Annotated in this window: 22 protein-coding genes, 1 tRNA gene and 2 pseudogenes; 7 read left to right on the forward strand and 18 right to left on the reverse strand. The window is 38.0% G+C overall.

What is annotated here, in order from left to right:
• From acm to KFO35_RS05615, 3 genes and pseudogenes are all read right to left on the reverse strand, one after another.
• A pseudogene (acm, locus tag KFO35_RS05605) lies at positions 1 to 1,747 on the reverse strand (collagen-binding MSCRAMM adhesin Acm); the annotation flags it as partial.
• Between the two features lie 464 nt (positions 1,748 to 2,211).
• Entirely contained in the window at positions 2,212 to 2,511 is a 300-nt protein-coding gene (locus KFO35_RS05610) for a bacteriocin immunity family protein (protein ID WP_002291543.1), read from the reverse strand.
• 138 nt (positions 2,512 to 2,649) lie between these two features.
• Positions 2,650 to 2,722: transfer RNA gene (locus KFO35_RS05615), tRNA-Thr, on the reverse strand.
• Positions 2,723 to 2,842: 120 nt separating this feature from the next.
• Here KFO35_RS05615 and KFO35_RS05620 point away from each other — a divergent pair.
• A complete protein-coding gene (locus tag KFO35_RS05620) occupies positions 2,843 to 3,085 on the forward strand; it encodes a hypothetical protein (RefSeq protein WP_002291542.1) in 243 nt (80 codons plus the stop codon).
• A 138-nt stretch (positions 3,086 to 3,223) separates the two neighbouring features.
• On the opposite strand, the gene upp is transcribed toward KFO35_RS05620, so the two are convergent.
• The 7 genes from upp to KFO35_RS05655 form a co-directional block, all read right to left on the reverse strand.
• Positions 3,224 to 3,853, reverse strand: coding sequence for a uracil phosphoribosyltransferase (gene upp / locus KFO35_RS05625; protein ID WP_002291540.1), 630 nt, complete (start codon positions 3,851 to 3,853; stop codon positions 3,224 to 3,226).
• 133 nt (positions 3,854 to 3,986) lie between these two features.
• Entirely contained in the window at positions 3,987 to 4,934 is a 948-nt protein-coding gene (locus KFO35_RS05630) for an alpha/beta hydrolase (protein ID WP_156271980.1), read from the reverse strand.
• Between the two features lie 153 nt (positions 4,935 to 5,087).
• Positions 5,088 to 6,332, reverse strand: coding sequence for a serine hydroxymethyltransferase (gene glyA, locus KFO35_RS05635; RefSeq protein ID WP_002291533.1), 1,245 nt, complete (start codon positions 6,330 to 6,332; stop codon positions 5,088 to 5,090).
• Positions 6,333 to 6,497: 165 nt separating this feature from the next.
• The gene (locus KFO35_RS05640; RefSeq protein WP_025477320.1) at positions 6,498 to 7,523 is read right to left on the reverse strand and encodes an L-threonylcarbamoyladenylate synthase; all 1,026 of its coding nucleotides are present in this window, start codon (positions 7,521 to 7,523) and stop codon (positions 6,498 to 6,500) included.
• A 193-nt stretch (positions 7,524 to 7,716) separates the two neighbouring features.
• Positions 7,717 to 8,556: a peptide chain release factor N(5)-glutamine methyltransferase gene (gene prmC, locus KFO35_RS05645; protein WP_156271978.1), complete on the reverse strand. Its 840-nt coding sequence runs from the start codon at positions 8,554 to 8,556 to the stop codon at positions 7,717 to 7,719.
• The gene (prfA, locus tag KFO35_RS05650) at positions 8,549 to 9,622 is read right to left on the reverse strand and encodes a peptide chain release factor 1 (RefSeq protein ID WP_156271976.1); all 1,074 of its coding nucleotides are present in this window, start codon (positions 9,620 to 9,622) and stop codon (positions 8,549 to 8,551) included. Before prfA ends, prmC begins: the two co-directional genes overlap by 8 nt.
• A 2-nt stretch (positions 9,623 to 9,624) precedes the next feature.
• Positions 9,625 to 10,209: a thymidine kinase gene (locus KFO35_RS05655; RefSeq protein WP_002291517.1), complete on the reverse strand. Its 585-nt coding sequence runs from the start codon at positions 10,207 to 10,209 to the stop codon at positions 9,625 to 9,627.
• A gap of 320 nt (positions 10,210 to 10,529) precedes the next feature.
• Between KFO35_RS05655 and KFO35_RS05660 the strand changes: the two genes are divergently transcribed.
• Positions 10,530 to 11,132, forward strand: a complete 603-nt coding sequence (locus tag KFO35_RS05660; RefSeq protein ID WP_002315741.1) for a class I SAM-dependent methyltransferase — start codon at positions 10,530 to 10,532, stop codon at positions 11,130 to 11,132.
• Positions 11,133 to 11,253: 121 nt separating this feature from the next.
• On the opposite strand, the gene lepB is transcribed toward KFO35_RS05660, so the two are convergent.
• The 4 genes from lepB to KFO35_RS05680 all read right to left on the reverse strand — a co-directional run bounded on the left by lepB (position 11,254) and on the right by KFO35_RS05680 (position 14,102).
• Positions 11,254 to 11,823, reverse strand: coding sequence for a signal peptidase I (lepB, locus tag KFO35_RS05665; protein ID WP_002316795.1), 570 nt, complete (start codon positions 11,821 to 11,823; stop codon positions 11,254 to 11,256).
• 173 nt (positions 11,824 to 11,996) lie between these two features.
• Positions 11,997 to 12,764 (reverse strand): DUF6681 family protein, encoded by a 768-nt coding sequence (locus tag KFO35_RS05670; RefSeq protein ID WP_156271974.1) that lies wholly within the window; start codon positions 12,762 to 12,764, stop codon positions 11,997 to 11,999.
• A complete protein-coding gene (locus tag KFO35_RS05675; RefSeq protein ID WP_002294107.1) occupies positions 12,761 to 13,240 on the reverse strand; it encodes a hypothetical protein in 480 nt (159 codons plus the stop codon). Before KFO35_RS05675 ends, KFO35_RS05670 begins: the two co-directional genes overlap by 4 nt.
• Before the next feature lie 124 nt (positions 13,241 to 13,364).
• Positions 13,365 to 14,102, reverse strand: a complete 738-nt coding sequence (locus tag KFO35_RS05680; RefSeq protein WP_002315740.1) for an epoxyqueuosine reductase QueH — start codon at positions 14,100 to 14,102, stop codon at positions 13,365 to 13,367.
• Between the two features lie 160 nt (positions 14,103 to 14,262).
• Between KFO35_RS05680 and KFO35_RS05685 the strand changes: the two genes are divergently transcribed.
• The 3 genes from KFO35_RS05685 (at position 14,263) to KFO35_RS05695 (ending at position 17,927) form a co-directional block, all read left to right on the forward strand.
• Complete coding sequence (locus tag KFO35_RS05685) at positions 14,263 to 15,663, forward strand: TrkH family potassium uptake protein (protein ID WP_070703963.1); 1,401 nt, start codon at positions 14,263 to 14,265, stop codon at positions 15,661 to 15,663.
• 220 nt (positions 15,664 to 15,883) lie between these two features.
• Positions 15,884 to 17,236, forward strand: coding sequence for a Mur ligase family protein (locus KFO35_RS05690; protein WP_002310102.1), 1,353 nt, complete (start codon positions 15,884 to 15,886; stop codon positions 17,234 to 17,236).
• On the forward strand, positions 17,229 to 17,927 hold the full coding sequence (locus KFO35_RS05695) for a type 1 glutamine amidotransferase (RefSeq protein WP_002315738.1): 699 nt from the start codon (positions 17,229 to 17,231) through the stop codon (positions 17,925 to 17,927). The genes KFO35_RS05690 and KFO35_RS05695 overlap by 8 nt, the downstream gene beginning before the upstream one ends.
• A gap of 61 nt (positions 17,928 to 17,988) precedes the next feature.
• Here KFO35_RS05695 and KFO35_RS05700 read toward each other — a convergent pair whose 3' ends face one another.
• The 3 genes from KFO35_RS05700 to KFO35_RS05710 are packed head-to-tail and all read right to left on the reverse strand — an operon-like array spanning position 17,989 to position 21,371.
• On the reverse strand, positions 17,989 to 19,140 hold the full coding sequence (locus tag KFO35_RS05700; protein WP_002315737.1) for a mannitol-1-phosphate 5-dehydrogenase: 1,152 nt from the start codon (positions 19,138 to 19,140) through the stop codon (positions 17,989 to 17,991).
• Between the two features lie 12 nt (positions 19,141 to 19,152).
• Positions 19,153 to 19,590 (reverse strand): PTS mannitol transporter subunit IIA, encoded by a 438-nt coding sequence (locus tag KFO35_RS05705; protein ID WP_002291499.1) that lies wholly within the window; start codon positions 19,588 to 19,590, stop codon positions 19,153 to 19,155.
• Between the two features lie 14 nt (positions 19,591 to 19,604).
• Positions 19,605 to 21,371, reverse strand: a complete 1,767-nt coding sequence (locus KFO35_RS05710) for a PTS mannitol transporter subunit IIBC (RefSeq protein WP_002291496.1) — start codon at positions 21,369 to 21,371, stop codon at positions 19,605 to 19,607.
• Between the two features lie 263 nt (positions 21,372 to 21,634).
• Here KFO35_RS05710 and KFO35_RS05715 point away from each other — a divergent pair, with 263 nt between their 5' ends.
• Positions 21,635 to 22,312, forward strand: coding sequence for an ATP-binding cassette domain-containing protein (locus KFO35_RS05715; RefSeq protein ID WP_070703961.1), 678 nt, complete (start codon positions 21,635 to 21,637; stop codon positions 22,310 to 22,312).
• A gap of 2 nt (positions 22,313 to 22,314) precedes the next feature.
• Positions 22,315 to 23,442: pseudogene (locus KFO35_RS05720) on the forward strand (ABC transporter permease).
• 198 nt (positions 23,443 to 23,640) lie between these two features.
• Here KFO35_RS05720 and KFO35_RS05725 read toward each other — a convergent pair.
• Complete coding sequence (locus tag KFO35_RS05725; protein WP_156271972.1) at positions 23,641 to 24,081, reverse strand: PTS mannitol transporter subunit IIA; 441 nt, start codon at positions 24,079 to 24,081, stop codon at positions 23,641 to 23,643.
• Between the last annotated feature and the right edge of the window lie 9 nt (positions 24,082 to 24,090).

Raw genomic sequence — 24,090 nt, forward strand, 5'->3', positions numbered from 1 at the left:
GATTTGTGAAACGATAGCGCCAATCATCTTTTTCACTGACTTCTTTGTGTTGGATCGGTTGACCGTCGGCTAATAGATTCACTGTGATTGTTGTCGGTCGTTTGCCGTCTTGATTCTCATTGTCTTCCCATGTTTTTTGTCCTGAGACTGAAATGACTTCTTTATTCTCATTGGTAACGACTAGCCCGTTTTCAATTTTTTGATAACCTGAAGGGACGTAATCATTTCCGTTTTGGTCTACTTCTTGCACTTTAAACGTATATTCGTTTCCGCTATCATCATACTGTTGGATATCTTCCCAAGTCACTGAAGTTATTCCATTGTCTAATCGTTTTGTTTCTGCATCAGGAACTGGTTCCCAATTGTTTGTACTTGCTCTGAATAATTTGAAATAAATACTTGGTCTGGGAGTGGTTCCACCGTTCCAAATTTTAGTTGCTGTGATGTTCGTAACCTTTTTCTTGTTATAAACAGGTAAACTGACTCCCTCTGTATCATTTTCGTTTATGGAGAATTTGAGTTCATTTGAACTTAGTGGATCAAAATCAATCCAATTGGGTGCTTCTTTTTCTTTTACAACATAATCTCCTACTTGCAGACCTTTGATACTAACTTCTCCCTGTTCATTCGAAGTCAACAGGATACTAGACTGTCCTTGAATAGGCTGTTCATCTGCTCGTCTTAATTCGAAAGTCACATTTGGGATACCAATCTCTGTGCCATTGATATATTTGAAAATCTTCAATTCGCCTCTAACTGTACCGTTGACTCCACCAGAAGCTGAAATATTTTTAACTGTATGATTGAAACTTTCTCCATCAACAGCAGGTTTATTAACTTCTTTAAACCAAGCTTTCGAATGATTCTCAAAACTTGTTTGTTCTGGTTCTTCTATGATCGTCTTATAACTCACCATTATTGTTCTAAGATTGACAAAGTTTTTTGGTATAGTTATTTCAATGTAATTATCATTTACTGAAAAATCAAATGTAGCACCGGGGAAATCTTGTAAAAATTGTTGGATTCCCTCTTCTCCTCTGTAAACTTTCTGTTCACCTAAGTGTATTTGATTAATTTCAAACGTACTTGGATCTAATCTTTGTCCACTTTGGATTTCATCACTGATTTTAACTGGTTGTTCAACGTAAGTGCCGTTATTGTTAATATTCAAAAACCATCGAATGTGCTCAGTATCTTCAGGAAGCATGTCTCCTGTTTTATAATAAAAAACGCTAGAAGAAGAACCAGAAGCTGGCTTTGTCACATTTACAGTAGCCGTTTTGTCACCGCTCGTCACGGTGAATGGCCCCGTATTTTCTTCACCAGTATCGGTTACGTTTCTGGCCTGTATCTCAAATTGCCCCTAACCTTCTACTGAGTCTATGTTTTTAATATTTTCATTAAATACAACATGTGCAGAATCTTTTCTGACCGTTAAAGTTCCAACATTTTTATTTTCAATCATTAATGGGATTTCTTTTTGAAATCCTTCACCGCGAATATTTCCTTCACTTGGCCAATTGATCCAAAGATAATCACCTGGCTGGATGTCTTGTTTTTTTTCGTCAAACGAGAATTTTACTTTTATGTTTCCTCCATCTGTAATATTCGTTGGATCCACGGTCAACGAAGTGACATTACTGCTGATATCTCTGCCTGCATCCGCATAGACATGAACAGGAATCAGTGATGTTATATTAGTAATAATAAATAACATTGATAAAATAATATTTCTACACTTTTTCATTTTTTCTATCTCCCCTATTTTAACTAAAAATAAAACCTACCATATCATCTCTCAAAAATCCTTTCTTCAATTCCTCCCCCACTCATTTCCAATCTTTTAACTAAAAAATTGATAGTTATTTTACAAATATTTATAAAAAATAAATATGCCAAAAAACTGTTTTTACAAGGTTTTTCCTAATGCAAATTATTTTTTCGCATATATTCATTTTATTTTACTTATTGCTTTCATTTTTTCAATCTATATTTCCAATTTTTAACTTACAAAAATGCAACGTGCATAAATAACTATAGTTGCATAAAATATTCTTTTAATTAGCATTATTATTTTATAACAGCTGTTTTTATGTTAAATAAAGAATAAAACACAATATAAAAAATACAGACTTTGTTCAAATAAACGAACCTAGCCTGTATTCTGTGATTGACGCTACTTTTTAATTCATTGAGATGAATAATCCATTTTTATAAATGCCCAAAAGTAATCGGTGCCGAAGCCATTCCTCGACCTAATTCTTTTTCAAATTTTCCTATTGTTGATATCTCCATATAAAACGGTGAGACTGGTTTAGACAATTCTCCCTTGATTGCTAACGGACGTAAACTACGTTCCAAATTATTCATGACTTTAGGATAATACTGACCTTTTTCTAAGCCTGTTTTTGCTTCTATCAGAAGTATACGTTCCTTTTCATTGATCTCTGGATTTAAAACGAGATCATATAATTTTAGTACCATGTTTTCTATTTCTTCACTTTTAGACATCACGATTTCCTCCCAGAAATATATTTCTCCCCACTACATTCTATAAACAAAGTATACGCTATTTTTAATGGTTTTTAAATCACACAGACATAAATAAAAAAGACAGATACCCGATCAGGGTATCTGTCTTTTGCTTTATGCCAGCTATAGGGATCGAACCTACGACCTACGCGTTACGAGTGCGTTGCTCTACCAACTGAGCTAAGCTGGCCTTATCCAAAAGAAATTATATACTCTATTTGGCTGATTGTAAAGAGTTCGATGGAAAATTAGTTTAATTTCATGATATTTTTCATAAAACGTGGTATAATTGATGTGAAAGGCAGGTTTTATGAAAATGGCAACTTTTGGAAAATTTGATACAACTATCGTACCATCGGAAATTGGTGAAAAATTCAAGATCAATACTCACGTAATGTTCACGATTCACGGCAAGCCGCAAACTGGAACGATTTCAAAACAATTGAAAAATTCCGCTGTTGTTGAGATTGATGAAACTGCAGAAAATGCGAACTTGATGACGCAAAGCAAGGGTGTAGTAATCGTTAACTACAAAGAACTTAAAAAGATTTGAATTTGACCATCTCTGCATTTTTGGGATGGTTTTTTTATATACAAACGAAAGCTGTGAAAAAGCTGCTCTGCCTCAAACATTAAAAATGACCAAAAAAGGATGTGACAAAAGTTGTGTCACATCCTTTTTCATTTTCACTTATTTTGTACCAAACAAACGGTCACCCGCATCCCCTAGTCCAGGAACGATATAACCATGTTCATTCAATTTTTCATCTAGAGAAGCTGTATAGATATCAATATCAGGATGCGCTTCTTGCAAAGCTTTTACTCCCTCAGGTGCTGCTACCAAACAAACGAATTTGATGTTCGACGCGCCACGTTCTTTCAATGCATCGATTGCCATGATTGCTGATCCGCCTGTTGCCAACATTGGATCTACTACAAACAACTGACGTGCATCAATGTCTTCTGGAAGTTTGACGAAATATTCATGTGGCTCAAATGTTTCTTCATCTCGATAAAGACCGATATGGCCCACTTTAGCAGCTGGAATCAATTCCAAGATACCATCAACCATTCCGATACCTGCACGCAAGATTGGAATAATCGCTACTTTTTTACCGGACAACGTTTTTTGTGTTGTTTCAGTGATCGGTGTTTCGATCACGATGTCTTCCAACGGCATATCCCGTGATACTTCATATGCCATCAACATAGCGATTTCATCGACTACTTCACGAAAAACCTTTGTTCCGCAGTTTTTGTCCCGAATAATAGTTAGTTTGTGTTGAATCAATGGATGATCGATCACTTGAAATTTGCCCATTTTTTAAGCTCTCCTTTGTTCTGTCGTTTCTTTTTAATTGTAAAACAAAATCAAGTGATTGACTAGTCAAACTCGCCATTTTTCCTAAGAAAATCCTTTTTTGAAAAGAAGTTTTCCTGCTGACAAGCAAAGCTTATTCTTTTTCCATGATCCAAGAAGTAGATAATGCCATTGCTGCACGCGCTGCCTTTGTTTGATCCATAGCATTTACCATGACGAAATCATGGATGATTCCTTGGAAGCGTACTTGTGTAACAGGAACCCCTGCATCACGAAGTTTGCGTGCATAAGCCTCGCCTTCCTCTCTTAATACATCCGCTTCTCCTGTCAGAATCATTGCTGGAGGTAGATCTTTTAGTTCATTCAGTTCTGCTCTCAAAGGCGAAGCTGTGATTTCAGCACGTTCTTCTTCATTCGTCGTATATTGATCCCAAAACCATCTCATTCCATCTCTCGTCAAAAAATAGTTTTCTCCGAATTCATGATAGGTATCTGTATCAAAATCAGCGTTGGTAACTGGATAATACAGCAATTGTTTAGATATTGGGAGCCCTTTTCGTTCTTTTGTTAAGATCGTCATGACTGTAGCCATATTACCACCTACTGAATCTCCTGCAACAATTAGATTCTCGAGATCCAGATTTTTTGACTTGGCTAATTTATTCAGCTGTTGCAACACAGCATAATCTTGTTCAATTGCTGTTGGATATTTCGCTTCAGGTGATCGACTATATTCTGGAAAGACAACGACAGAATTCGTGCGGACCGAAAGTTCTCTGATCAATTTATCATGGGTTTGAGCACTGCCAAAGACCCAACCAGCTCCATGGATATAAAAAATAACTGGTAATTTATCTATATTTCCTTCTGGTCGTACAAAACGAATATTGATTTTTCCCCATTCGCCAGTATCTACCATCAAGTCTTCAATATCAACGGAATATTTGTTCACAGGTGATTCTTGTACTTCTTCCAGTAATGCTCTTCCTTCTTCCGGTGCTAGTTCATAGATTCGCGGATGAGGTGCATTTGCATCACTGAATGCTATGGCTTCCTTTTCTAACGAGATACGATCAGTCATGACTTTTCCTCCCTGAGATTTAATGTGAAGACTAAAATTACACCTCATATACTAGAGAGCATCATCGATATTGTCAAAGAATCCGTTTTCTCCAAAAAAATAAGCAGAAAAGTCCAGCATTGAACTTTTCTGTTTTATATGGAATTTAAATTTTTATTTTTTGTGCAATGGAAATTTTTCAGTTAATTCGCGTACACCTGTTTTGACTTCGTCTAGTTGAGCATTGTCGCCTTTTGCTTGTAATGCTTTGACAACTAATTCAGCCACTTTTACAGCATCTTCTTCTTTGAATCCGCGAGTAGTGATTGCTGGTGTACCGATTCGGATGCCGCTTGTTTTGAATGGACTTAGTGTTTCAAAAGGAATCGAGTTTTTATTTACCGTGATATTCACACTGTCCAAAATACTCTCTGCTTCTTTTCCATTTATACCTAACTCACGAACATCGATCAGCATCAGATGATTATCTGTCGCTCCTGAAATGACTCTTGTTCCGATTGCTTGATTGAATACTTTGACCATTGCTTTTGCATTGGCAATGATTTGTTCACTATATTCTTTAAATGCAGGATCTAGTGCTTCTTTGAATGCCGCTGCCTTCCCAGCAATCACATGCTCTAGAGGTCCGCCTTGAATACCTGGGAAGACCGCACTATTGATTTTTTTCGCTAATGCTTCATCGTTTGTCAAAATCATGCCGCCTCGAGGTCCGCGCAATGTTTTGTGAGTGGTAGTCGTTGTGATATCTGCATAAGGAACTGGATTAGGATGAAGTCCTGCTGCTACTAATCCTGCGATATGTGCCATATCTACCATCAGTTTTGCGCCTACTTCATCTGCAATTTCTCTGAATTTCGCAAAGTCGATCGTTCGTCCGTAAGCACTGGCACCTGCTACAATCAATTTTGGTTGATGTTTTCTAGCTAAAATACGTACCACATTATAATCAATAACTTCTGTTGTCGGATCAACACCGTAAGCAACAAAGTGATAGGTTTTGCCACTGAAGTTGACTGGTGATCCATGTGTTAGATGTCCGCCTGCGGAAAGATCCATTCCTAAGATCGTGTCCCCTGGTTCTACCAAAGCGAGATAAGCAGCCGTGTTGGCTTGAGAGCCGGAGTGAGGTTGGACGTTCGCAAATTTTGCTCCGAATAATTCTTTTGCACGGTCAATCGCTAAATTTTCAACGATGTCGACAAATTCACATCCACCATAATAGCGATGCCCTGGATAACCTTCTGCGTATTTATTTGTCAAAATACTTCCTTGCGCAGCCATCACTGCTTCGGAGACAAAGTTTTCAGAGGCAATCAGCTCCAAATTATGTTCTTGTCTTTCTTCTTCTTTGGCGATCGCAGCCCAAAGATCAGGGTCAAACGTTTTGTAATCTACCACAAACAACAGCTCCTTTTTATTTTCCTACAATTTTATTTTTCCCATCAAAAACAAATTGCCAAATATTCGTATCTCTTCTATTTACACTTCGTTTTTCGTTCACTGATAGAAGATTTACTTGATAGCATTGTATCATACTAAAAGAATGCGGCAATAACCAATTGATCATTTTTCAAAATAATTTTGCCCAGCTGCTTTTTTCAAGCGATTCATATAAGCATTCCCCAATCCAGTTTCTGGATATACTTGTACAAAAATCAAATCTAATCCAAGTGTTGGTTCATCTAATCCTCTTAGACCTGCAAACAATCCTTTAGCCGCCGCTTCTACTGAGTTGTCGTTATACATATAAACAGCTGCAGTATCTGTCCGCACTTGATCCGCAATTTCGGGGCTTGCTATGACACCTGCACGGATCTTCTTATTTTTTGCCCATTGAACTGCAATTGACCAATCGCCATCTCTGACCATCAGAACACGTGTATCGGGTGAGTAGTGTTTGTATTTCATCCCAGGCGCTTTTGGTGTTTCATTTTCTTTTACAAGATGCTGATCAACAGCAACAGGAGATCCGATAACTGCTTCGATTTGTTCTTTCGTTACTGCACCTGGTCGTAAGATCATAGGCATGGCTGTTGGATTACTTAAATCAAGAACAGTGGATTCTACACCAATTCGCGTAGCTCCATCCTCAATGATCCCGGTAATTTTTCCTTGTAGATCATGGAATACATGATCTGCAGTTGTCGGACTTGGTTTTCCCGACGTATTTGCACTTGGACCGACAAGCGGAACCCCTGAAAGTTCGATTACTTCTAGTGTTTTTTTGTTATCCGGCATACGAAATGCAGCTGTGGATAATCCTCCTGTTACAACTGAGGGCAAGGTGTCTTTTTTGATTTTAAATATCAAAGTTAGTGGTCCAGGCCAGAAGTTCTTCACAATCTTCTCTGCTTCTGGATGAAAGTTGTCCACATACTCTTTTACTTGTTCAAAAGAGGCGACATGGACGATCAATGGATTGTCTTGAGGTCTTCCTTTTACAGAAAACACTTTCTTGACAGTATTGGGCAATAGAGCATTGGCGCCCAATCCATACACTGTTTCAGTAGGAAAAGCAACAAGTTCTCCTGCTTTCAGTGCTTTGGCTGCCTCTTTTAATTCAGTTTCATCATAACGTTTCGTTTCCACAGTTTATCCACAACCCCTTTTTCATACATTCTTGTTTTATCCAACTTTATCCTCAAGTTTTCCACTGTCTGTGGATAATCCATTTATCAATAGTGGATAAACTTGTTGATAAGCCAAAAAGTCGTTTACATCCTTGTCAAATTAGTGTTTTTTTATAATAAAAAAACAAATAAAAATTTTTTCATCCACAACTTCAACTGTAGACTTGGATCATTCGTTCATTACCAAAAAGATCCTTTTTTATCGCTACTTTTTTATCTGGAAATGCTTGCTGAAATATTTTTTTTACTGCTTCACCTTGGCGAAATCCGATTTCTAAAAAAATCGTTCCATTTGGTTTTAGTACGCTTGGTGCTTCAACTGCTATTTTTTCATAAACAGCTAATCCATCGTTCTCCGCAAAAAGGGCCATCTTAGGTTCGAATGACCGGACACTTTCATCCATCAGTTCCCATTCATTCCGACTGATATACGGCGGATTAGAAATAATCACATCAAATCGCCGATCCTGTACTGGTTCCAATGTATTCCCATGGTAAAAACTGATTTTCGTTCCTTCGTGCTGAGCATTTTCTTTCGCGACTTCTAACGCTTCTTCAGAAAGATCTACGGCAGATACATGCCAATTTTTTCTTGCTGCTTTCAAACTAATAGCAATCGCCCCAGTACCTGTCCCAATATCTATCACTTCCAATGGTACATCAGGCGTCTCGTCTAAACACCACTCCACTAACTCTTCTGTTTCTGGTCGAGGAATCAGTGTTGCTTCGGTTACCTTCAACCGATGATCATAAAAATCTGCATATCCTAGCAAATACTGAGGCGGATGATCTGCAAGCAGAAGTCGCAGATCTGTTTCGATCAAATGTTGTTCTTCTTCTGAAATCTCTTCGTTCATATGAAGGAGCCAATCAAGTTTTTTCCATTGTTTCCGTTCCAAAAATAAAAATTGGATACTGTATGCTTCTTTTCCATGATCCTCTAAAAAAGAAGAAGCCCGTGACAGGACTTCTCGATAGGTCATTTTACCCATTTTGCATAGCTTCCAGTTTTGATGTTTGATCATACATGATCAATGCATCAACGATTTCATCTAATTTCCCTGCTAAAATCTGATCTAATTTTTGGATAGTTAATCCGATACGGTGATCAGTCACGCGATTTTGCGGGAAATTATATGTCCGAATCCGTTCTGAACGATCCCCAGTTCCGACTGCTGATTTTCGATTGGCATCATATTCACTTTGTGCTTCTTGTTGGATCTTATCATACACACGAGCACGCAAGATTTTCATTGCTTTTTCACGATTCTTGATCTGAGAACGTTCATCCTGCATAGCAACGACGATCCCTGTTGGTAAGTGAGTCAAACGTACAGCAGATGCTGTTTTATTGACGTGCTGTCCGCCAGCACCTGAAGCATGATAGATATCTGTGCGGATATCTTTGTCTTCAATATCGATCTCTACTTCTTCAGCTTCTGGCATCACGACAACTGTTGCTGTGGAAGTATGGATACGCCCTTGCGATTCAGTTGAAGGAACACGTTGGACACGGTGTGCACCACTTTCATATTTTAATTTCGAATAAACATTCTCTCCGGTAATCATCATGATCACTTCTTTGTATCCACCGATTCCGGTAACGTTCGCTTCCATCACTTCTGTTTTCCAACCTTGCGCTTCAGCATACTTTTGGTACATATTGAAAAGATCACCCGCGAATAAGGCTGCTTCGTCTCCACCTGCTGCTCCACGGATTTCCATGATGATATTTTTATCGTCATTTGGATCTTTTGGTAAAAGCAGGATCTTGATTTTTTCTTCTAAGACTTCTTTTTCTTTTTTTAACTCGTATAATTCTTCTTTTGCTAATTCAGCCATTTCATCATCCAGTTTTTCACCAAGCAGTTCTTCTGTATCGGTGATTCCTTGGACTACTTCTTTATAACGACGATAAACTTCGACTGTTTCGCGCGTGTTTGCTTCTTCTTTTGAAAGCTGCATAAAGCGCTTTGTATCAGAAATCACTTCTGGGTCACTTAAAAGTTCTCCAAGCTCTTCATAACGGTCTTCAATTGATTGTAATTGATCGTACATGCTTATTCTCCTTCTGTAATCATTGATGGATGAAAGTAATGTTTTCGACAAACGGGGTAATAAGCTTCATTTCCGCCAATTTGCACTTGATCGCCTTCATAAACAGGTTTCCCATCAATATAATGTAAATTCATGATTGCTTTTTTGTGGCAGAACCAACAGATCGTTTTCATTTCTTCAATCTTGTCTGCGTAAAGCAATAAATATTTTGATCCTTCAAATAACTCGTTTCGAAAATCATTTTTCAAACCAAACGCCATAACCGGAATATCCAATTCATCCACGATTCTCGTAAAAGCAATGACATGTTTCTTTTTTAAGAACTGCGCTTCATCGATCAGCACACAATAGGGTTTGCTTTCCATGTTCTGAATCACGTCAAATACGTCTGTTTCTTCAAATATCGGCATTGCTTCACGTTTCAGTCCGATTCGGCTTGAAACAACGCCTAAACCATCTCTTGTATCAATACCGCTTGTCATCAAGACAACTGGTTTGTTTTGTTCTTCATAATTATGAGCGACTTTTAGGATCTCGATCGTCTTGCCGCTATTCATTGCGCCATACTTAAAAAATAGTTGTGCCATGCTCTTTTTCACCTTCCAGTTTGTTCCTATGGTATTATACTTGATTTTCAACATTTTTTACAGTGAGAATTTTCATCAAGCACAGATTATCGTTCAAATCCCTTGCTTACTTTTGTTCCAACTTTTTGACAAGAACTAAATAAGGCGATCCATTTCTCTCATCTTTCTGGAAAAATTTCTGTCCTTGAAAATTCTTAGGAGTTATAAAAATAAGTACATCCGCTAAATACTTTCTTTTTGAATTGAGTATAGCATGTTTTCTTTCTTTTCACGTGCTATAATAAGTTAAAATTCCAAAGTTTTATGTAAGGAGCTATTTGATGACAAAAAATATTTTTGATTCCATCGCTAACCATTATGATTCCCCTGACCGTCAAGCATTAGCCAAGATTATTCGCGAAGAACTAGCTACTTATCTACCGCGCGACAGCCACCAAAAAGTCCTGCTGGATTACGGAGGCGGAACTGGGCTTGTGAGTTTACCGCTTGCGGAAAGATTCAAAGAACTGATCATTGCCGATGCTTCAGAAACTATGTTGAAAATGGCAGAAGAAAAGATCCAAGCAGCAGATCTGAAAAATGTCCGCACGATCCACGCTGATGCCTCTGTCGAATTTCCTGCTGTCCAAGCAGATGTGATCCTTCTATCACTCGTACTTTTGCACATTCCTGATACAGAGACTATTCTCATGAAACTTTTCGAACTTTTAGCTCCTGGCGGTCAACTGATTATTGTAGATTTTGACAAGAATGAACAAATCAGTCATCCGAAAGTCCATAATGGTTTTATTCAAGAAGAATTGAACGATCGATTGAAAAAAACTGGCTTTGTCTCTACTGCTAGTCATACTTTTCATCGTGGAGAAAAGCTATTCATGAATAAACATGCGTCGCTTTTCTTATCCATCAGCCAAAAAGCTTAAAAAGAAGCTGTGACAAAAATATGTCACAGCTTCTTTTTTCGTTTAAACGGTGTTCCAAAAGCAGCTTCTTATTTCTTGAAGCTGACCACTTCTGTCACAACCTCTTCTTTTTATTTTTTCATCAAATGATTTTGATTTCTGAAAGAGGCCAGTAGCGGAAAACAACTTTGCCTTGGATCATATCTTTGTCGACTAACCCAAACATTCGGCTGTCTTTTGAAATCAAACGGTTATCCCCCAGAACAAGATACTTTCCTTTCGGCACAGTATATTCAAAATCGCTCGTAAAGGTAGAGGCGCTTTCTGCTTGTGCTTGGAACCCTGAACTATAAGCATACTCTCCTTGTAACTTATCTTCTGAAAATTCTTTTTTGAACTTATCTAGATAAGGCTCATCATACTTTTTGCCATTAATGGTCAATTGGTCATTTTCCATCTTGACTGTGTCCCCAGGCATACCAATGATTCGTTTAACGATCATTCGTTCTTCATCCCCTGGTTCCTTCGTAGTAATGATATCCATTCGTTCATAGTTCGAGATTTTAGATGAAATCAGTCGTTGTCCATCACTTAATGTAGGGTCCATCGAATGTCCGTTTACAGTGACTGGTGTAAACACGTACACTCTAGCTAATAAAATAGCCGCTAATACAAGGATCAGGATCCCCCAATTTTTCAAAAATTCTTTCACAGCTTACCTCCTACTTATATTTCCTCGTTATTTATTACATTTTTTTACGATATTTCGTTGTACTCTCTTTATTCTACAATGTTTATAAATGAAAGGAAAGAATAAGTGACGTGTTCGTTCTATTTTTCTCGTTATATAAAAAAGGGACACGACAAAAGTCATGTCACATCCCCTTATGAATGTCTTCTTCTTTGGCTTCGACTATAAACAACTTGTTCTTCTTGTGATTGTGCTTTTTTTGCAATTAATTTCAGGCGATAAGGCTCATGATAACGCAACCCGTCTTTGACAAAATCACCGCCAACGATGAACAATCCGACAGGTTCCAATGTGTCTTCTGTTGAGCTCAGTCGAATGGTCCCTACTTTTTCCATGTCCGAGTAGCCTCGTCCAATATTTAGAACATACTCTTTCTCGCCTGTTTTCTTGACATAGTAATAAGGATACAACGTATTTCTATCGACCAAAAATCCATCCATGCGACCGAGTTCATTTGTTTTGATCTCACCATTTCCAATCAAATACCGCATATTCTCGGCTAATTTCAATTGGTAATCTTCATCATACGAAACCATGACCTCTTGTGTATTCACTTTATCGATCGAATTTCCATTATTGATCGTTTCTTCTGTCTGGATGTTGAACGCTTCGTCAGGCAAATACTTCACAAAAAGCTGCGTGACATCGGCTTTCGTGTTTTTATCTAAAAAGTAATAAAATACATTTAAAACAGTAAAATAAACAAGCACTAGAAATGCAAGTCCATATAAGAAAAATTGAAGATAGTTTTGGTTTTGCCAAAGTCCATAAACAATTCTCAATAAATAAAGCGTGGGGATCACACTTAAAATCGTATATCCACGGTTAAGATATTTAGGACTGATGTCTAAATAGCCAAGGAATTTATGCACCCCGTTGATAAGGTCTAGTAAAAATGTCATTGAGAATCACCTGCTTGCTGGTTATACGTTTGGGTATTTCCTGAATCTTGGTTTTGCTGTGCTGTACGTGCTGCATCATCATTTTGCGTGTTATCATCTACAGTCGTACTGCTTGGTATCGTTTCGGAGCTAGCACTTGTATCCGGACTTGTACTTGGATTGGTTGAATCCGATGGAGTGCCATCTGGTACCGTATTACTTGTTTCGCTTGAGCTGTCAGTTGTATATGTCTCATCATACGACGAACTAGTTGTTGTATCGTCCCATGTACTTGTCGTAGTGGTTTCATTCAAACTTTCCGTTGTTGTTGGTTCAGATGTCGAGACTGAAGTAGTTGGTGTTGTTTCTTCTACAGTACTAGAACTTGAACTTGGTGCACGGTAGCTGGAACTATTCACAATACCTGTAGTAGTCGCGACAATCGTCGAGATTGTTAATACAGCGATTGGCTTCAAAATAGGTGCTACTTTTCGCATCTTATCTCTTCCTTCATTGAAATTTATTCTTGTTTCCTTACTTTACTACGGACAAATTATACAGTCTACCTTATTTCTACCATAAATTCTTTATTTTTTTCTTACGTTTTTCCGAAAGATTTCTTTAATTTTCATCAAAAACTACGGTCGATGTTTTTACGTAAGCTTTTGCTTCCCGATTGATTTTTTTCAGATCACATCCTTGTTGCTTGGCAGCGAACACGCAACCACAATAACATTGGCGATAGATATCATACTCTTTGCACATTTGCAAAGAGCGTTCATAGCCTTTGTTTTTCTTGAAATCACTTGGCAAATATTGTGTCCCGTAAATCTTTTGGATATCCATTCCGATTTGATTGATCAAGGCTGCATTTTTCTTTGGTGAGATCGTCAGGGCACTTCCAAAGTAATCGTATCCTAGTTCTTGCGCTTTTTGCGCAACAAGATCTAATCGCATATTGAAGCATGCACTGCAGCGAGCACCACCTTCTTTTTCGTCTTCAAGATGGTTTGTTAAAACCATTTTGGTGAATTCACTTGGACGGTATTCATCAACAATCAGCGCTACATGATGGTCAGTTTTCTCATTAAATTGGTCTACAAATCGTTTTTGTTCATGTAATCTCCGCAAATACTCACTTTTAGGATGGATATTCGAATTTGAAAAAAATAACGTGATATCTGCATATTGAGACATGAATTCCAACGTGTGCGTACTGCAAGGAGCACAGCATGTATGTATTAATATCTTAGGCTTTACTTCTTCTTTCTCCCATTGCATGATCATTTTTTTCAGAACTGTATCATAATTTATTTTTTGATTTTTCATTTTTTCTACGATTTGTTGGGCATTGATCAATTTGTTATTCCTCCTCCTTCTTTTTTCTAGGATTTGCTTTATTATAAGCCATTTCTATTTTAATCGAAAGCTGTATTGTTATCTGTTCAATAATTTCTTTGAGTATTCCTGATTCCCCTTGTATACTGGTAGAAACGACTATTGTCAGGAGGATAGTACTGTGCATGTTGATTTATTCTTTCAAAGGCTGCAGCGGCGAGGACAAAAGTTTGCTGCCAATCATTTCTCATCGATCCAAATCATCGTTTTTTATTATATATTGATGACGGTCTTATCACTCGTTCTATTTTATCTGCCGATTTTTCGCGAACCAGATAGCCATGTTTCTTTTGTGGACATGCTGTTCATGGCAATCAGTACAGTGAGTGTGACTGGACTATCGACTTTTGATATCAATTCTGTGTTCAATGATAACGGCATTATACTGCTGGAAATATTATTTCAAGTTGGTGGTTTGGGGATCATGATGATTTCTACTGCTTTTGTCATTTTTTCTAAACGACGAATCACATTGAAACAGCGGCAGCTGATCATGACGGATATGAATCAACCGCGTTTGTCTGGTATCGTCCGACTGATTCGGATCACTTTTGCTATTTTAATCTGGTTTCAATTACTTTTTGGGACATTCTTTTCTATTTATTTTTATTATAGAGGCTATTTTGATCGTTGGCGTGATGCCGTTTTTTATGGTTTTTATCAGGCGATATCGGCTGTCACGAACTCTGGATTTGACGTCACTGGGGATTCCATCAAGCCCTTTGCACATGACTATTTTTTCTTGATTCTGATCATGTTTTTGATTTTTGTCGGCGGAATTGGTTTTCCTGTATTGATGGAGTGCCGGGAGTGGCTGTTATATAAACGTTCCAGTGCAAAGCTTCCATTTCGTTTTTCCTTGTTTACCAAATTAGCTGTGTTGGCTTTTGTCATCTTGTTCGTTTCGGGAACTATCTTAATTTATCTATTGGAAAAGGACCATTTATTCCAAGATTCCAGTATGAGTGTCAAATGGATCAATTCGATGTTTTATTCGATTACGACTCGTAATGCCGGTCTCCAGATTCACGATTTGGGTGATTTTCAGATCACGACACTGATTATTTTTTCTTTACTGATGTTTATCGGATGCAGTCCTAGTTCTGTAGGAGGCGGGATTCGAACAACTACTGTAGCGATCATCGGTTTGTATCTATACTCCTTCCTCAAGAGTGAGGATAATATCAATATTTTTGGACGAAGAATCGAACAAGATGATGTGCGAAAGTCAGTCGTTGTCTTTATGCTTTCTCTTGGTATGTGTTTCTTTTGTATCGTTTTTTTATCTGCTACAGAGGAACAAACACTGATCTCGATCATCGTCGAAGTAACTTCTGCTTTTGGAACAACTGGTTTGTCCTTAGGGATTACCGGCGACTTGTCTGTTGTAGGGAAAATCACGATTGCTGCCCTGATGTTTATTGGGCGGATTGGAATGCTGTATACATTGATGCTGTTCGTACCAAAAGAAACCCGAGATCTGGGCTATGAATATCCAAGTGAGAAAATCATTATTGGTTAATAATGAAAAGACCGATGAGGAGTAATAAAATCACAGCAGCTTGAAACAATCATTTTGTTTCAAGCTGTTTTTTTGTTAAATCATGCGGTTTTGTCCGATTTCATGCACTTTCAGCCGTAACCTTTTCTTAAGAATAAGAAAAGCAATTTAACCTTTTTTTCAACATATGGTATGATTAGTTGAATTTATTCGTCAGCAAATCGTTTTTGGAGGTTACATAATGGGAATACGCAGTCATTTTGCGATTGCAGTTGGGAAAACGTCGCAATGGGCATTAAAAACTTTTTTTAAAGGCGGATCAAGTTTACCAGGTAAACTAGCGCTGAAAGTCGATCCACATATATTGGATAGCTTGGCAAAAGACTACCAAGTCGTCGTTGTTACCGGAACAAATGGTAAAACATTGACTACCGCTTTAACAGTCAATATTTTGCGCCAGCAATTCGATGAAGTTCTAACCAATCCTACTGGTGCGAATATGGTACAAGGAATTGTATCGACTTTCTTGCAGGCAAAACCAAAAAAAGGACAGAAAAAATTTGCTGTCCTAGAAATAGATGAAGCAAGTTTGAGCAAAGTCACAGAATACATGAAACCAGAACTATTTTTATTTACAAATATTTTCCGTGATCAAATGGATCGGTATGGAGAAATTTATACGACCTATAAAATGATTGTAGACGGTGCCGCAAAGTCACCAAATGCAACGATTATCAGTAACGGTGATTCACCGATCTTCAATTCGATCGAAACAGTTAATCCTAGAAAATATTATGGCTTTGATCATGAAGAAGATCGTGAACAAATGGCGCATTACAATACAGACGGTGTCTTGTGTCCAAATTGTCATCACATCCTGCATTATAAAATGATCACTTATGCAAACTTAGGAAAATATTACTGTCCAAATTGTGACTTCAAACGTCCTGAACTGGATTACCGTTTGACTGATATGGTACGGATGGACAATGTTTCAGCAGATTTTGTGATCGATGGTCATGAATATGGAATCGAAGTTGGTGGTATGTATAACGTCTACAACGCTTTAGCAGCTACTGCAGTGGCGGAGTACTTCAATGTCGATCCTGATAAAATCAAACAAGGTTTAGGATATGACGAGAAAGTGTTCGGCCGACAAGAAGTCATCAATATCAATGGAAAGAAATGTACATTAGTACTTGTCAAAAATCCTGTAGGCATCAATCAAGTAATCGATATGATTGGTCTAGCTCCTTATCCATTTTCTTTAGTGGCTTTATTGAATGCCAATTACGCAGACGGAATCGATGTCAGCTGGATTTGGGATGGTAATTTTGAAAACTTTGCCGATATGGATATCCCAGCCGTTATTTCTGGAGGAGACCGTCATACAGATATGACTTTACGTCTGAAAGTTGCCGGGATTCCAGAAAATAAATTGACCGAAACAAAAGAATTACCAGAAGTAATCGAAAAAATCAAAGAATTGCCAACTGAACATGTCTATATCTTAGCTACTTACACTGCTGTATTGCAGCTACGTAAAGAACTAGCGGCTCAAGGATTTATCAAAGGAGGAATGAATCATGGCTAATTATGAACTCAATATCGCCCACCTTTATGGAAATTTGATGAACACATATGGTGATAACGGAAACCTTTTGATGTTGAAATATGTAGCAGAAAAAATGGGGGTTTCTTGCCATACGGAGATCGTTAGTATACATGAACCTTTTGATGCTGATAAATATGACTTGGTTTTCTTTGGTGGTGGTCAAGACTTTGAGCAACTGATCATTTCAAAAGACATCCAGAAAAAGAAAGATTCTTTGATCAACTATATCGAAAATGATGGTGTCATGTTAGCCATTTGCGGTGGTTATCAGTTGCTAGGTCACTACTACATGGGAGCCAACGGAGAAAAGATCCAAGGTATCAGTGCCCTGGATCACTACACATTAAGTCAGGAAAATAACCGGTTTATCGGTGACATTGTCATCCATAATGAAGAATTCAATGAAACTTATTATGGATTTGAAAACCACAATGGTCGGACTTTCTTAGGTGAAGGTGAACGGCCTTTGGGGAAAGTGGTACAAGGTCAAGGGAACAATGGGGAAGATCAATCCGAAGGTGTCATTTACCGAAATGTCTTCGGTTCTTATTTCCATGGACCTATCCTTGCAAGAAATGAGAAATTAGCAGCTCGCTTGATCCGCCTAGCTTTAGAACAACGTTACGGTAAAGAGTTGGACCTGCCCTATCTTGAAGGACAAACAGCCTAGTTATTCGAAAAAGGGGAATGTGACAAAAATTGCGTCATATTCCCCTTTTTCGTATCCTATTTTAAGCGACTTGCTTGGCATAACGGTTCACGTTTTGCTTGATATTCCCAATTGTTTTCGGATCATTGATTCCTGTGACTTCTTGGATCAATTGTTCCAAGTTTTCATGGATCTTCATTTCATGCAGTTGACGGCTTTGTTCATCTTCAGGATCATAGTAATTAAAAATAATACCCATTGTTGCCGTCAAATGTGGACAAGTCAAGTTATGTTCTTGCAGTTCTCTCACTGGCCGTGTAAACCGTTCTTGATAACCTAGCTTACGTAATGGTGTCCGAGCGACACGTGTGATCGCATCAGAGATATATTTGTTTTGGAAGCGATGGATGATTTTTTCAATATACGCATGATGCTGCTCTGCATCAAACCCCCATTTGGCAATCAGCAAACTTCCTGTTTCCTGCAGAACTGATTTTAATTGTGCCACAACTAACGCATCTTGCATTGCTTCATCAATGGTCTGGTAACCTAACAAGGCACCTGTATAAGCGACAGTCGCATGACCAGTATTGACACTAAATAATTTGCGTTCGATATATGGTTCTAGATCATCTACATATAAAACCCCTTTTAATTGGATTTCTTTATTTTTTCTTTGGCTATCGTCAATGACCCATTCCTTGAAAGGTTCTACTTGGACGAATAAAGGATCTTCATGGTGTTGTAATGGGACGATTCGATCGACTGCTGCATTTGGAAAGCCGATATATTTGTCAGTAAATGATGTTTCTGGAAGATATTTATACACTTCTTTTTCTAGAAATGCTGAACCGCCAATCATGTTTTCACAGGCAATGATATCTAAAGGTGTTGTGTTTCCTTCCATTTCTCTTTCTTGGATCCCTTTTGCAATCAACTCGGCAATAAAAGGTAAGATATTCGGGCCAATGGCGGTAGTGACTAAATCTGCTTCAGCGATTTCTTGGATTACTTTTTCTGGATTTGTTTGATTGTTGATTCCTTTGACATTTTTTACAGTGATTCTTTCTTTTGATTCATCTGCTAATTCGATTTCGTATTCCTTTCTTTCATTTAAAGCATCAATGATCGTGTGATTCACATCTACGAAAGTAATCTCAAATCCATTAGCTGCCAAAACTTCTCCAATAAATCCTCGACCGATATTTCCTGCACCAAAATGTACTGCTCTCATTTTTCTCTCTCCTTAAGCAATTGCTAGATTTTCCGTTACTTCTTCTTTGCTGAGCGCATCTGCTAGTTGGACAACATTGTCCATATCACTGCAATAAAGTGCGATTTGCTGTACAAGCTGCAGATGTTCATCGCCGACTCCTGCTATACCGAACAAAACAGTCGCAATCTTTTCTTCTTCTTCCGTACCAAAATTGACACCGTCTGGCACCTGTACGACACAGATGCCGGATTTTTTCACATATTTTTTTGCTTCATCTGTTCCATGAGGAATCGCGATAAAATTCCCCATGTAAACAGATAACATGTTGTCTCTTTCTACCATGGCATCGATATATTCCTCATCAACGCATCCTGCTTCTACAAGCTTCTGACCGCAATAGCGGATCGCTTCTTCTTTGGTTTTAAATGATCGATTGAGCTCGATCATGTCGAATGGCAAACTTTGCATGCTGTTTTCCTCCCTTAAGCTGTCTGTTTCAAATATTGTGCAATCGATTCAAATTTTTGTGGGTTGACCATGCTATTGACCGATAAATGAATGGATTGAGGCGCAGCCATCCGTGCTTTTTCTGCTAAACTTTCTTTGGCTACGATCAGTGAATCAGGTTCCCCTTTTAACTCCTGGATGTTTACTTTTCGTAACGGGATAGTTAAATGGTTCTTGTCTAATATATCTTTGAGCACGGTCATCCCCATTGTTGCCGACCCCGAACGATCATCGTGGACAAGTAGGATCTCTTTGATTTGTTTGATGTTTGCTGAAAGAAACTCTTCTGTTGGCTCGTTCTTAGTTTCAGAAGCTGATGGTTCCTGTTTGCTACTCAATTCTTGAATGATTTCATCATATCGAGGTGAATTCAAAAAGTTTTCTACTGAGACAAAACGCGCGTTCGGTGCTTTTTGTTTTGCTCTTTCTTGTAGTTCGACCTGAGTAACGATCAATGTATTCGAGTCATCTGTCAGTTGGCTGATTGCTTGGTTAGTCACCGTTTGAGGCAAGTCTGCTTCCTGTACTTTTTTTCTCAAGATCGAAGCGCCCATCGCACTTGATCCCATCCCTGCATCACAAGCAAAAATGATTTTTTGTACGCCAGATAGCGCAGTTCCTTGAGGAATACCTTGGGCACCTTTAGATGCTTGTTTAGCTGCTTTTGTCTCTTGCACAGACTTTTCAAAGTCTTCATTTGTATCTTTCGCATCCGCTTTCAAAATCACTGCAGAAATACCGAATGAAACAGCTGCGGCAACAATCACGCCCAAAATAACAGGAAGGTAAGAATTGAACGGTGTCATTGCTAGAATCGCAATGATTGATCCTGGAGAAGCTGGTGCTCTTAGTCCAGCATCCATCAATTGGAAAATGAAACTTCCTGACATTCCTCCGCCTATAACTGATAAGAATAATAACGGTTTCATCATGACGTAAGGAAAATAGATTTCATGGATACCACCTAAAAAGTGAATGATCATAGCACCTGGTGCTGAAGATTTTGCTGCTCCTTTGCCAAACAAAGTAAAAGCAAGTAATACGCCAAGTCCTGGACCAGGATTTGCTTCAAGCAAGAATAGAATAGATTTTCCTGCATCTGCTACTTGTTCAGTTCCTAATGGTGTCAAAATCCCATGATTGATTGCATTATTCAAAAATAAGATTTTTGCTGGTTCAATAAAAATACTTGTCAATGGAATCAAATGGGCAGATAAAATGATCTCTACACCTTTTGCCATTGCTTGAGTCAATGCATCGACAACTGGACCAATCGCAGAAAAACCTAATAACGCTAATCCAAAACCGATAAGACCTGCTGAAAAATTATTGACCAACATTTCAAAACCGGATTTGATCCGTTTTTGGAACAGCTGATCAAATTTCTTGATGGCATATCCACCAAGAGGTCCCATAATCATCGCACCTAGCATCATTGGAATATCTGTTCCGACAATCACGCCCATCGTTGCAATTGCTCCCACAACTGATCCGCGGTCACCAGCAATTACTTTTCCGCCAGTATAGCCGATCAATAAAGGAATCAGATAAGTTAGCATCGGGCTTACCATGGTAGCAAAAGCTTCATTTGGCAAATAACCATCTGGGATAAATAAAGCCGTTAACACACCCCAAGCAATCAGTGCTCCAATGTTTGGCATGACCATGCTTGATAAGGTACTGCCTAATTTTTGTACCCTCGCTTTTAGCGAAATGTTGTTTTTGGGAATCGTCCGTTCCATTTTGTCTCTTCCTCTCTCCTTTTGATACTCTAATTGTATCCGCTTACTAAAAAGAGAAATAGTCGTACTTTGGCACGAAACTTTGTGCCAAAGGTTTGAGGATATCAGCAAAATAAAAAAATTTTGGGATCAGCAAACTTTACTTTTAAATAAACATGTTATTTTAACTTTTTTATAATATGTAAATAATAACTTTTGTCAGCATTTTATTTGGATATTTTTTGTTTTATTATGATATTAAAATTTATATTGGAGGCCTATCTATGACATTACTGATCAAAAACATGAACATGAAACGTGGTAAAAAGCGTGTGATTCGACAATTGGATCTTTTAGTAGAATCAGGAGAAGTAACTGCTTTGATTGCCCCGAACGGATTTGGCAAAACAACTTTGCTGAACGGCATTGCCCAACTGCTGCCAACAACTTATGATCAATTGTCCCTTCACAACATCTCTCCTACTGCTTATACAGATTATCGCCGGTCTTTCTTTTTTCTAGAATCAACGAATCAGTTATCCGACTATCTAACGGCTGTTGATTATTTGACTTTGATCAAATACTATTGGCAGAGCAAAGTAGAATGCCAAACTGTTTTCCAACGATTGAAGATGACTGAGTACCTTACTTTGCCGATTGGAAAAATGTCTCTAGGAATGAAACAACATGTCTTGCTTGCTGCTTACTTGATCAGTGATTCATCTGTCATGTTATTCGATGAACCGTTGAACGGGTTAGACCCAGGAAGTATTGATATCTTGAATAGGCTGATCAGACAATGGCAGGAAGAGGGGAAGACGATTCTTCTTTCTTCCAACGCTATCGCGAATATCCAATCGATTTGTTCTAAAGCATGTTTTCTAAAAAATGGAGAAATCGTCACAGAATCCTCAAATATGGAAGAGATTTTAGCTATTTATCGTCAATTGTATGAGGTGTAACTATGACTTTATTTACATTTGAACGCAATCTCTTACTAAAAAACAAAGTAAACTTTTTATTTCCTCTCTTGTTGATCGTGCTCTTTGCATTCCCACTTTTTTTTGATTATGAACTTGCTTATACAGAATTCGATGAACTGAATCATAACTATGAAGAGACGCAACGTTTGATTGAAACATTGAAAGAAGATGAGAATGAGAAAGAATTTGTGGAAAGTTTAGAGAAAAGCAACAAACTGATTGAAGCAATCTTACATGCAAAAAACACAGGGAATGTCCAGGAAATGGTCGAAGCAACTTATCATTATGAAAAAGATATACTGGATCGACTGATTTCTGGTCAAAGACAAGGAATTCCAATCATTGAACAACAAAAACGTGTCGAGTTGCTCCATTATATGAAAGAACATTAGATCCAAAGATATTCTATTTTTGACTTGCCAGCGCATCTCCCTTTAGCGAATTACTACGAAAATATTTTTTCAGGAATGATTTCTAGTTTTTTGATTTTATGTATAACCGCCTTGTTTCTTTCCTCGATCATCTTTTATGAAAAAAGAAAGCAGGTAATCTCTCTAGTCAATCTATTACCGGATAGTATGGTAAAGAAACATAGCATCCGTTTTACCGTTTATTATGGTGCAGCTATGCTAAGTCTCGTGATTCCATTTTTGTTCGTCTCTATACTAGTAGTAATCAAAAATGGTTTGGGCGACTTCCGTTATCCTGTAGGAACGATCATTGGTCAGGAGATACGAATCCTTCCGATGTATGCGTATCTTTTCCAGAGTTTTCTGTTCTTGTTGTTGTGGGTACTCTTTTTAAGTACAATCAGTTTTCTTCTATCTGCTTTATTTGAACATTCTCTAGTCAATCTTTTAGGTACACTTCTTTGTCTTTTCTTAGCAGAGTATCGCTTGTTTTCTTCGATTGGATGGATAGAATCAATCAGTCATTACTTGCCAACTTCTTATGTTGATTTTCAAAATGTGATCGGAGGAGGAGATATGTTCTCGCCACTAGCTTCAGAACAGGTTACTTTCATGAATGGTATCTTGACACTTGGTACATGGAGTATCGTTCTATTATTCATAGGTATGGCCGCTATCTATATAAAAAAGAGTTATTAAAACACAAAAATAATAGGAGCTGTGACAAAAATCTTGTCACCGTCTCCTATTTCAAATAAACGGTTTTCTAGAATAAATAGTTTTCAAAAGCTTGCATCCGCAGTAATAAGAGCGACCAAACAAAAATAGTTCCTCCTATTTTTCCCTTGGTTGAAGTTATTACTTGATGCAAGGCAGCTTTTTTACTGAGAACATTGGTTATATATGTCCATGTTCAAAAATCATTTGGACTTCTTCAATGGTTTCCGCATCACTGAGTGCCATTACTTGGTCGATGTCTGAACAGAAAAAGGCTAAATCTTGGAGCACAGCTAACTGATGTTCTTTTTTTAAAGCCACTACAAATAAGAGTGTCGCGATTTTTGGTTCCTCTTTTGTTCCAAAGTTCACACCATCAGGCACTTGGACTAAATAGATCCCTTCTTCTATTACTTCTTCATCTTTGTCAGTCCCATGTGGCAAGGCTACGAAATTCCCGATATAGACACTCGATTTTTCTTGTCTTTTAATCATTGATTGGATATATGCCGCTTTGATTCTCCCTTGTTGGGTCATCCACTGGCCGATCTCGGTCAACGCTTCTTTCCAATTTTGATAGGATTGATCGAGCAATATTTTTTCTGCTGGTAGCTGGATCATCTTTTCACC

It is taken from the genome of Enterococcus lactis (genome assembly GCF_015751045.1).
Lineage (GTDB): Bacteria > Bacillota > Bacilli > Lactobacillales > Enterococcaceae > Enterococcus_B > Enterococcus_B lactis.